At 68.0% G+C, this 9438-nt stretch carries 11 protein-coding genes and 1 pseudogene; 3 read left to right on the forward strand and 9 right to left on the reverse strand.

The window, feature by feature from the left end; all coding sequences use genetic code 11:
• Window positions 1-363: 363 nt before the first annotated feature.
• From C1J01_RS42265 to C1J01_RS42275, 3 genes are read right to left on the reverse strand one after another with little or no spacing between them, the layout of a single operon-like run.
• Window positions 364-1590, reverse strand: coding sequence for an epoxide hydrolase family protein (locus C1J01_RS42265; protein WP_111184665.1), 1227 nt, complete (start codon window positions 1588-1590; stop codon window positions 364-366).
• Entirely contained in the window at window positions 1565-2761 is a 1197-nt protein-coding gene (locus C1J01_RS42270) for a carboxymuconolactone decarboxylase family protein (RefSeq protein ID WP_111184666.1), read from the reverse strand. The genes C1J01_RS42265 and C1J01_RS42270 overlap by 26 nt, the downstream gene beginning before the upstream one ends.
• Window positions 2762-2820: 59 nt before the next feature.
• A complete protein-coding gene (locus C1J01_RS42275; RefSeq protein ID WP_111184667.1) occupies window positions 2821-3549 on the reverse strand; it encodes an SDR family NAD(P)-dependent oxidoreductase in 729 nt (242 codons plus the stop codon).
• A 610-nt stretch (window positions 3550-4159) separates the two neighbouring features.
• On the opposite strand from C1J01_RS42275, the gene C1J01_RS42280 reads away from it, so the two are divergent.
• On the forward strand, window positions 4160-4657 hold the full coding sequence (locus C1J01_RS42280; protein ID WP_111184668.1) for a MarR family winged helix-turn-helix transcriptional regulator: 498 nt from the start codon (window positions 4160-4162) through the stop codon (window positions 4655-4657).
• A 411-nt stretch (window positions 4658-5068) separates the two neighbouring features.
• Here the strand turns inward: C1J01_RS42280 and C1J01_RS42285 are convergent, their stop codons facing one another.
• Together C1J01_RS42285 and C1J01_RS42290 are read right to left on the reverse strand one after the other, a co-directional pair.
• Window positions 5069-5560 (reverse strand): hypothetical protein, encoded by a 492-nt coding sequence (locus C1J01_RS42285; protein ID WP_146615927.1) that lies wholly within the window; start codon window positions 5558-5560, stop codon window positions 5069-5071.
• An 8-nt stretch (window positions 5561-5568) separates the two neighbouring features.
• Window positions 5569-5850, reverse strand: a complete 282-nt coding sequence (locus C1J01_RS42290; RefSeq protein WP_111184670.1) for a hypothetical protein — start codon at window positions 5848-5850, stop codon at window positions 5569-5571.
• A gap of 12 nt (window positions 5851-5862) precedes the next feature.
• Here C1J01_RS42290 and dcd point away from each other — a divergent pair, with 12 nt between their 5' ends.
• Window positions 5863-6447, forward strand: coding sequence for a dCTP deaminase (gene dcd, locus C1J01_RS42295; RefSeq protein ID WP_235855038.1), 585 nt, complete (start codon window positions 5863-5865; stop codon window positions 6445-6447).
• A gap of 212 nt (window positions 6448-6659) precedes the next feature.
• Here dcd and C1J01_RS53345 read toward each other — a convergent pair whose 3' ends face one another.
• Complete coding sequence (locus C1J01_RS53345; RefSeq protein ID WP_268958801.1) at window positions 6660-6788, reverse strand: hypothetical protein; 129 nt, start codon at window positions 6786-6788, stop codon at window positions 6660-6662.
• A 538-nt stretch (window positions 6789-7326) separates the two neighbouring features.
• Between C1J01_RS53345 and C1J01_RS50570 the strand changes: the two genes are divergently transcribed.
• Window positions 7327-7491: a hypothetical protein gene (locus tag C1J01_RS50570; protein ID WP_181449265.1), complete on the forward strand. Its 165-nt coding sequence runs from the start codon at window positions 7327-7329 to the stop codon at window positions 7489-7491.
• 55 nt (window positions 7492-7546) lie between these two features.
• Here the strand turns inward: C1J01_RS50570 and C1J01_RS42305 are convergent, their stop codons facing one another.
• The 3 genes and pseudogenes from C1J01_RS42305 to C1J01_RS50575 form a co-directional block, all read right to left on the reverse strand.
• Window positions 7547-8077 (reverse strand): tyrosine-type recombinase/integrase, encoded by a 531-nt coding sequence (locus C1J01_RS42305; protein WP_111184672.1) that lies wholly within the window; start codon window positions 8075-8077, stop codon window positions 7547-7549.
• Between the two features lie 33 nt (window positions 8078-8110).
• Window positions 8111-8566: a pyridoxamine 5'-phosphate oxidase family protein gene (locus C1J01_RS42310; RefSeq protein ID WP_111184673.1), complete on the reverse strand. Its 456-nt coding sequence runs from the start codon at window positions 8564-8566 to the stop codon at window positions 8111-8113.
• Window positions 8567-9107: 541 nt separating this feature from the next.
• Window positions 9108-9438, reverse strand: a pseudogene (locus C1J01_RS50575) (hypothetical protein); the annotation flags it as partial.

Here is a 9438-nt window from a genome sequence, read left to right on the forward strand (position 1 = left end):
CGGCACGGATGGCCTGGGTAGGCGATACTCGACGGGTCACGAGCGTGGGACCTCTTTCGTGCGAACTTGGCGGTTCAACACGGAACCTACGCTCGTGATCTATTTACACCGCATCTGGGACGCGACCGACCTCGCCGACCACGGCAACTTACCGGCCCCCGCGCCCGCCACCCGATGGGATGCCGTCTTGCTGCTCTCCTAGTCCCTGGTCTACTCCTGCTGGACGAGCTGACCTGGGCGAACTTAATCGCGTGTACCTAGGCTGCACGAGTCCTTCCGACACCCCCATCGCGCTGGCCACCACCGAACTCAGGCGGCTCAAGAAGGTCGCGCCTACATTCGCGCTCAGGCACGGGGCCCCTGCTACCGCCGGCGGAGAGTGCGGCCGAACTGCCGCAGATCTTCGAGCAGCAGGGCAGGCTCTTCCAGCGAGGGGAAATGACCGCCTCGGGGCATGTCCGTCCACTGCACGACGGTGCGGGATTTCTCCACGAACTCTCGGGGAGGCGGCGGGCAATGCGGATCCGGGAAGGCGGCGAACCCCACGGGCACCTCGATTCGCTGACCCGGATCGAAGGTGATCGGTCCTTCTTGACTGATGGCGCGGTAGATGGTCGCCGCCGTGTAGAAGGTACCGGTGACGAGATAGATCATGACCTCGGTCAACGCGGTGTCCATGTTGAACAGGTCCTTCAGATCCCGATCCCTGCGATCGGCCCAGAGCAGCAACTTGTCCACCATCCACGCGGCCTGCCCGACCGGGCTGTCCATGATGGCGTAGCTGACCGTCAGAGGGTCATCTGCCTGAAGGCGGAAGTAGGCGAATTCACGCTCGAAGGCCGCCCGCTCCGACTCGGCCCATGCCAGTTCCGCCGGCGTGGCCGGGCCCGGGCCGGTCTGTCCCGACCCGAAAGCCGCTCCGTCGTGCCGGTAGAAGGCCAGATTCAGATGGATCCCCGTGACGTGCCGGCCATGTCTGAGGCCCATCCATTCAGCGACCAGGCCGCCCCAGTCGCCGCCGTGGATGACGTAGTCCTCGTACCCGAGGACCTCAGTCATCAGGAGATCGAGACGATCGGCGGTCGCGCGCGGGCCGAGCGGACGGGACAGCCGGTCGGAGAACCCGAAACCCGGCATCGACGGGACGACGACGTCGAACCCGTCGTCTGGATCACCGCCGAAACGCTCGGGGTGCGCCAGTTGCTCGACCATCCGCGCGAACGCCGCGTGCGTGACGGGCCAGCCGTGGAGCAGGATGAGGGGCGAGGGCTTTCGCCCCGATCCGCGCTCGTGGATGTAGTGAATGCGGTCGCCGCCGATCTCGACCCGGAATTGCGGGTACCTGTTCAGCTCGTGCTCGTGCTCACGCCAGTCGTAGGTATGCGTCCAGTACTCGCACAGATCCCTCATGTAACCCGGCGGCACTCCGACGTCCGAGCCGCCGGCCGGCGCGTCGAACCATTCGTAGGAGCGGACGCGCTGCATGATGCGATCCAGCTTCGCCTGCGGCACCGCGATCTCGAACGGGACACTCAATCCAGCCTGCATGATTCCCCTCGCGTCGTCAGTTTGTCTGGTCTGCGGCGCCACGGCGGTCGAACACCTTCTCGGCCACGGCCAGGGCGTCCGTGGCCTTTCCGAAACCGCCGACGGCGGACATGAGCCTGACGGCCTCGACGATCTCCCGGCGGGTTACGCCAGCATTCAGCGCCGCCTCTATGTGGAAGGCCAGTTGCTCGGACACCCCGCCCTGGGTCGCGATCGCCGAGATGACAGCGAGGTGCTTGACCTTGTCGTCCAGTTCCTCACGGTTGAACAGCTCGCCGTAGAGGTAGTCGACGGCCAGCCGATGCAAGCCCGGGGCATATTGCTCGGCCAAATCCCAGCCCTCGCCCATGGGCAGCCGCTCAGGGTTGAGTGCCCCCAGGAAGGCCGCGCCCTTCTGGTACGAGGAGCCCGGTTCCCCTCGAGCGGCGTCGACGGTGAGAGGTTCGTGGTCCTTGGCGGTTCCGCGCTCATCGCGTTGGTCGAAGACGTGCTTGCCGTAGCGCAGTGCGGTCATGGCGTTGGTGATGCCGATGTTCAGCGCCAGATGGGTGAAGATCTCTGCCACTTCCTGCCGGGTCCAGCCGGTGTTGAGGGCGCCGTTGGTGTGCCAGATGATCTGAAGTGGAGTGCTGTTGACGGCCGCGTAGGTGCTCATGATGAAGAGTTCGCGGTACTTGATGGACGTGCCGGGATGGAGGAAGAGGTCGTTGTAGAACACCGACACGACGTCTCGCCAGAAGTGCGGTGCCAGGTTGTTGACGGCGGTGTAGGTCTCGTCGGTCGGGCCGGCGGGATAGACCTCCGCGATGGTGCCCTGCGACCGTTCCCAGCGCTCTTGGACGTCGCCGCCGGGGGCGTCCCCCTCCACCCAGACGCGCTCGGCGTCGCTGCCCAGGTTCTTCTCATCACGCTCGGCGAAGACTTTCGCGGCAACGGCGATCGCGTTGACGGCCGTCGGCGTCCCGGAGGCCTGCGAGATGGTCGCCAGTCCCTCGACGATCATTTGACGAGTGGCTCCGGCGGCGAGTGCGGCATGCATGTGGGCAGGCAGCTGGGAGGAGCCCTTGTCACCGATCGCTGCAAGGGCCGCCACCGTCGCCAGTTCCCGGTCCATCATCGACAGGGCTGGAGTGGCTGTGTAGGTATTGACGAGAGAGTCGTACTGCTGCCGCAACTCGTCAGCGGCGACTCGGGCGATGTTCTTCTTAGTCATGGCGATTTCCTCTAGGTTCCTGCCTTGCAGGCGCCGGATACGGCGCCGATTGTTTGGTCTCAGCCGATGCTGAGGCGTCCGCCCGTCACTTCCAGGACCACGCCGGTGATGTAACTGGCGCGGGGCGAGGCGAGGAAGACGACCGCTTCGGCGACCTCCTCAGGCTCGGCGATGCGGCCCATGGCCGTGGTCTCCGCGACCGTCTTGAGGGTGGCGGCGTCCATCGCGTCGGTTCCCGGCGTACGGGTCGGACCTGGGGCGACGGCGTTGACGCGCACGCCCGCCTTGGCGAACTCGGCAGCCCACACCGCGGTCAGCTGCTCCAAAGCCGCCTTGGAGGAGGAGTACATGCCCGTGCCCTTGGTGACCACGGCAGCGGCCAGCGTGCTGAGGTTGACGATGGCCCCGTGGCCGCGCTCGACCATGCCGGGAGCCAGCGCCCGCACCAGCGTGTAGGGAGCCTTGGTGTTGAGGTTCAGGTGTAGGTCGAACAACTCTTCCGTCATCTCTGACGTGGGCAGGAACTTGTAGATTCCGGCGTTATTGATCAGCACATCGACCTTGCCCGCTTCCTGCGCCAAGCGCTCGATGTCGTGCGCATCAGTGAGGTCGGCTTCGACGAAGCGGGCCGTTCCGCCGTTGGCCTGGATCTCGGCGACAACCTTGGCGCCACGGGCGGCGTCGCGGCCATGCACGATGACCTCGGCGCCTTCCCGCGCCAACTGGACGGCCACAGCCCGGCCGATCCCAGCGGTGGCGCCGGTGACGAGGGCGGTCTGTCCTGACATTCGCATGTCGTTTTCCTATCGGGAAGTTCGTGGAGTACCGCTCGGATCGAGCGTTGATGTCGCACCTTGCCGGCCGGCTTGGGCCAGGTCGCTGGTGTGCTGGCCGGTGGGTGCGCGGAGTGGCCGAACCTGGCCACCACGACGCAATATACTCCATTGACACAGGACCGACAAATTATGAAGGACCCTACAACAGTGGCGGGGTTCGTGGAGCTGCAGAACTATGGGTCGCCTCGCTTGTAGCCGCCCTCGCAGGCGGGATTGCGGGGGGACCGATGCAATCTCCCGCGTCCCTTGCTGTTCGCTGCCGGGCGTAGTGCGTGCCGGCGAGCAGGAGGTTCGTACTCGTAGGTTCGCACGCGCGCGGTCGATGATCCCCGCCTGCTCCTGCGCGGACGCCTGCTGAGAGCCCAGCGGCATGCCGCAAGATGAGCACGGTGATCAAGGCCAAGGCGTCGCCGGCCCAGTTGGCCACGCGCAAGGCGCTGGTGATGGCGCTCGCAGCCACGCCGAGCTAGTGTAGCCGCAACCTTCACTTTTGCAGGGTCCTGAATTCACGCAGTGGTATACTTTAAGTAGGGAAGCGAGAGCGAAGTAGGTGAGCTAGACAATGACCAGTGAGGTCGGCACCCGGACGAGCCAAGCGCAGTCAGGTAAGCGGGAGGCGGTGACGGAGTCGTCCGGCACACTCGGCTTCCAACTCAAGCGCGCCGAACAGGCACTGATCGCCCGCAAGGCCAACGCCGTGCGGGCCCTGGACCTGACGGAGCCGCAGTGCAAGGTGCTCGGGTTTCTCGCCGACGGCTCGGCCAAGTCCTGCACCCAGCTCTCCCGTGAAGCGCTGGTCACATCCCAAACCATGACCGGCATCGTCAAAAACCTCGAAGCTAAGGGGCTGGTTCAGCGCCACGCCTCCCCTGACCACGGCCGCGTCATGCTGGTCTCCCTCACCGAGGCCGGCGCCGAACGCGCCGCCGCGGCCAGCGACCTGGCCCAGTCCGTCGAGGCCAGCCTTCGCGAAGGGATGACCACCAAAGACTACGACCTCCTACTCGGCCTGCTCCGCCGAGTTGCCGAGGTCGCCCCCGAGCTCGTCCTGGAACCCTGAGCTACCTACCGGGCCGCTGTGCTGACGAACAGTGAAGGCACTGGGGCCCGCTGGTGACTGCCTGAGGCACCCATGAGCCAGGGCCGAGCGAGTGAGAGATCCTCGGCCGGGTACCCGGCCGAGGGTTGCCCAACCTGTCTATCCGGCCCTCCAGGAGAGGTCGAGACCCGCTTCACCCGCGCCCCACGCAGCTTTACCCACGCCACGCAAACGCAAGATGACCTGCGCCTGCTGTTTTTACCTTCCCCAGGGACCAGTCGCCCGCCACCTGCACTCTGTTGAGCAAGCCCAAGCTTGCGAGCAGCCGCCCTGTCGTCGAACAGCCAACGGCGCGAGCCGAACTGGAAGCGGGAAGCTAATTTCGCAGCTCGCGGCCTCTGTCGCGCGGGTCGGTCCCGACCGGCGCCACCTTCACACACCCCCGGCCGAGGATGAAGCCGCCCACAGCCACTCCATTCGGTGGCCGGGGTAGTCGAACCGGTACGGCGCGGCGGCCATCCGCAGCGTCCGGCAAGGGTAGTCGGCCGAGGAGCACTCACGGCAGCGCAGGACTCGCCGGGGCGGGTTTGCCCCCTCCATCATGATCATCTCGGTAGGGCCGTGCCAGTCCATGAGGGCGACGTCCGCCTCGGTGCGGTGGGCAACGAACGCCGACCCGCCGAGGCGGCCGGCCTGGTGGCTGATCGCCTCCCGCATCCACCGCGCGAACGCCGAGGCGTTGTCGCGCACCTCCGGCGCGATCGGCGGCGGCGTCCACACGTGGCCGCGCTCCCCGCAGTTCCGGCACTCGCCGACGTGCGGCCATCCGGTCTCCTCCGCCGGCCCCCACCAGTCCGGGGTGACGGGGATCTGGTCGGCCGGGTCGCTGCTGTACCAGGAGCAGAAGCGGTCTGCGTGCTGCACGAACGGCATCAGCGGTGCCTCGCCATCTGCTCGTCGGTCGCCTCACGCACCACCGTCACGATCCGGCCGTCGTGAAGGATCGCCTCGAACACCAGGCACGGCCGCACCGGCTGCAGCGACATCTGCCATCGCGACCGCATCGGCACGACCTCAGCCTCTGGGGGCGGGTCGATGCTGATGCCGTCGCGCACCTGAGCCGGGGCGGCCACGCACGTGGTGCCGTACGCGAGGCTGTCGGCCACCTGCTCCAGCCAGGCCCGCGCAGCCTCGGCGGCTTCGGGAACGGTCACGGGATCTGTAGGTTGCCCCCCGCGCTGCTTTCCGACCGAGACATCCTGACCGAAATCGACGCCGGACGGGTCCGGCTGGAACCGTTCGACTCGGCGATGCTCCAGCCGTCGAGCGTCGACGTCCGGCTCGACCGGTACTTCCGCGTGTTCGAGAACCACCGGCACCCGTACATCGACCCCGCCATCGAGCAGCCCGACCTGACGCGGCTGGTCGAGGCCGAGGGCGACGAGCCGTTCATCCTCCACCCGGGGGAGTTCGTCCTGGGCAGCACGTACGAAGTCGTCAGCCTGCCCGACGACATCGCGGCCCGGCTGGAGGGCAAGTCCAGCCTCGGACGGCTCGGCCTGCTCACGCATTCGACGGCCGGGTTCATCGACCCCGGGTTCAGCGGGCACGTGACGCTGGAGCTGTCCAACGCCGCCACGCTCCCGATCAAGCTGTGGCCAGGAATGAAGATCGGACAGCTCGCCCTGTTCCGGATGAGCTCGCCGGCGGAACACCCGTACGGCTCGGCGAAGTACGGCTCGCGCTACCAGGGCCAGCGTGGTCCGACGCCATCGCGGTCGTTCCTGAACTTCCACCGCACGAAGATCTGAGGACGTCACCGCGCCTGCCCGTGCCCTTCGGCCTGGCGGGCCATCTCGACGGTCAGACCTTCGCCGGGCCGTGCCGACCCGCCCGCCGTCACGGCCACGGTGGAGCGGCCGGACTGCGCGTCCAAGGGGGCTTCGTCCCAGTGGAAGCCGCACGACTGGCAGTGCCGGGCCAGGCGTTCCGGCCGGGGGCCGTCAACGATGCGGGAGTGGTTTCAGGGGAGGGCGATCGCGCCGCGCGCCTCCCGGTATTGGAGGGTCGCGCCGACCCAGCCGCACTTCTGGCAGGTCGGCTCCAGACCGCTGAAGGGTGGCAACGCCGCGGCGTCGGGGGGCTGTTCCATGGGGTGGTGCTTCCTCTCGCTGTGGGCGAGAGGAAGCTAGACCACCAGATCGTTAACGTCTCATCCGCAGGTCACGGCATGGTCGCCGGCCCGCCGGGAGTAGGGCGATTGGTGCCTGGCCTGGTAACCACAGCTCTCCGTTGAGGCTCCGCGCGCAGACGGTAACGACATGCTAAAGTGATCGCAGGCCACACGCGCTGGCCCGACTCCGAGTTGATTGCGCCCATGCCGCAACGACACAGAGGACAAGTGGCTCGGCCACGCGCGGCCCGACGCTCGATGTGCGCGAGAACTGATCGTTCACGGCGGGGTGGCATGGGAACTTCGCTGGAAGGATCTGACTTGTCCAGCAAGCGCAAGCGCAACATCCGTAAGATCATGGCTTCGACCGGGCTCAACTACACCCGGGCTGCCGAGATCGACCGCCAGAGTCGTGTCAACTCCAAGCGTCGACGCAGGGCTCACCATTGGCGAGATCATCGAAGCGCTCTCGCCTGACATTCGCGACAGCCTGATGCCGCAGGCGACTATCGTCAGGTTGGCGAAGGCGCTCGGCCCGTCCATGCCGGACTACTCCAAGTTCCTGGAGCCCGCCCTCGCCACCTACGCCAAGGCGGCCATGCCGCAGGCGACCATCGCCAAGCTGGTGCAGGAGTCCATGCCGGACTACTCCAAGCTGCTCCGGAACTACCCTTCGGTCTGACCCTAGGGTGACGCTAAGCCGTCAGGGCTTAGCGTCACCCTCTGGTGGCCAGGGATCATGCCCCGGATGTGGCCGTCTGGCGAGGTCGCGGAGCGGCGCCCGGCAGAGGCACCGGATTGGGGGTGGCCAGCTTGTCCACGGCCGCGCGGCGCGTCCGCTCCGGCCGCCGGTCGTACTTCGCCGTGGTCGCCGGAGAGGAGTGCCCGACGAGGGCCTGCGCGGTGGCTAGGTCCACCCCGGCGTCAAGCAGTTCGCCGATGAACGTGCGCCGGAAGTCGTGCGCGCGAGGCGCCTCGTCCAGCCCGGCCTGCTCGGCGCGGGCGGCGAGCACGTTGCTGACCGTCCGCGCGTCGATGAACGCGACCCGGCCGCGCTCGTCGCGGCGGATGTGCCTGCCCCGCGGAGTGAACGGCGCGAACAGGCCGCCCGCGTCGCGGCGGCGCACGGTCAGCCACGCCTCGATCCGGCCGACCGCGCTGGCCGTGAGGTACGGCGGCCCGTTGAGCCGCGTTCGCCGGCTGTGCTCCCGGCGGCCCGTCGGGCCGTGTTCTCTGGTTGTGCCCTCGGTGGTCTGACGACTTGTCATCGCCGGTCACTGGCCTGTCTGGCCGAACGAGGGTTACTCGCGCTCCAGCCTTCGGAGCCCGTGCGTGGGTGTCCACCACTCGACGACGAGCATCGTGGCCGCGTCGTTGAGGTGGGTGTGCACCACTTCGGCGATGTCGGCGCGGAAGCGGTCGCCGTCCGGTCCATCGGTGATCGGTCCGGCGGCGATCGCCCGACCGGAGATCTTCGCCTCGCCCGGCCACTGCGCCTCGGAGCCCTCGATCGGGTCGATCGTGGCGCTGTGCAGGGCGAAACGCGGGTCCCGACGAAGATCCGCGCCTTTGCGGGCGTTCGGCATCGAGCCGAAGACCAGCTCGCCGGCCTCGAATGCCGCCTCGATGCCGGAGATCCGCGGCGAGCCGTCGGCTCGCAAGGTGGCGATGGTCTTGTGCCTGCGGGCGTCGAACAACGCCCGCACGCGCTTCGCGAACTCCGGCTCTGCCTGCTCGACCTCATGCCACGCCGCCATCCATCGAATCTAGCGAGCGGACCGCCGGGTTTGCCAGGCATGGGGAATCGTTTCCCGGACATGGTCGCCCCGTTTGGAACGGGCAGGGCTTGTCCGTCGCCTACCTCAGCCGAGGAAGCGAGAAGCCGCTCCCTTCAGGGGGCGGGGAGCCACACGCACGTGATGCACCACGCTCGAAGCGCGGGACGCGAACAGGTGACGCCTCCCGCCGGCCGGACTCGCGGACCTCCGGAAGGCGGGATCACGGCACATCACCAGGCAGGCGACGTGACGACCTGCGTGAATCGTTCCGCAGCGAGCGCGCCGACGCCATCGCCCGAAGACCCCGCGCACCCGCACCCGCCTACCTTGGACGCCGCCCCATGGCGGCCCGCCGCCTCCCCGCCTGCGCACGCCCTGCGCACGGCACGCATCCCGTGCCGGTAGGCATCGGGTGAGAGACAGGGATATCGGCAGGCACAGGAGTGCGGGTGGGCGCTCCCGGCAGGACATCGGCCTGTCCGAGAGGGTGAGCCAGGTGTCGGGAGGCGGCGGGAGCGGGTCACATCCAGGGGAAGAGGATGTCCAGGAGGCCCTTGGACTCTTCCTGGACCGGGGCGGGCTCGGGGGCCTGGGTCTGGGCCGGGGCGGAGTCCTGGCTGGAGTTGGACTGGCCGGTGTCGCCGCCGCGGCCGCCGTCGCCCGTTCCCTGGTCGGCCGTGTCGTTCGAGTCGGTGTTGCCGCTGCCGGTGTTGCGGCTGCCGGTGCTGCCGCTGTCGCCGGAGGTGTCGGCCATGCGGCGCTCCGAGACGCGGGCGGGGTCGTCCTTCTCCTCGGCCGACGGTTCGGTCGCGCGCGGCCGGGTGGGGCGTTCCGACGGCTCGCGGGTGGGC

It is taken from the genome of Nonomuraea aridisoli, assembly GCF_003236395.1.
GTDB classification, from domain to species: Bacteria; Actinomycetota; Actinomycetes; order Streptosporangiales; family Streptosporangiaceae; genus Nonomuraea; species Nonomuraea aridisoli.

Bases quoted from the DNA above. Each gene is read 5' to 3' on its own strand.
- C1J01_RS42270 (WP_111184666.1), bottom strand. From the start codon at position 2,761: ATGACTAAGAAGAACATCGCCCGAGTCGCCGCTGACGAGTTGCGGCAG.
- C1J01_RS42275 (WP_111184667.1), bottom strand. From the start codon at position 3,549: ATGTCAGGACAGACCGCCCTCGTCACCGGCGCCACCGCTGGGATCGGC.
- C1J01_RS42280 (WP_111184668.1), top strand. From the start codon at position 4,160: ATGACCAGTGAGGTCGGCACCCGGACGAGCCAAGCGCAGTCAGGTAAG.
- C1J01_RS53345 (WP_268958801.1), bottom strand. From the start codon at position 6,788: ATGGAACAGCCCCCCGACGCCGCGGCGTTGCCACCCTTCAGCGGTCTG.
- C1J01_RS42305 (WP_111184672.1), bottom strand. From the start codon at position 8,077: ATGACAAGTCGTCAGACCACCGAGGGCACAACCAGAGAACACGGCCCG.
- C1J01_RS42310 (WP_111184673.1), bottom strand. From the start codon at position 8,566: ATGGCGGCGTGGCATGAGGTCGAGCAGGCAGAGCCGGAGTTCGCGAAG.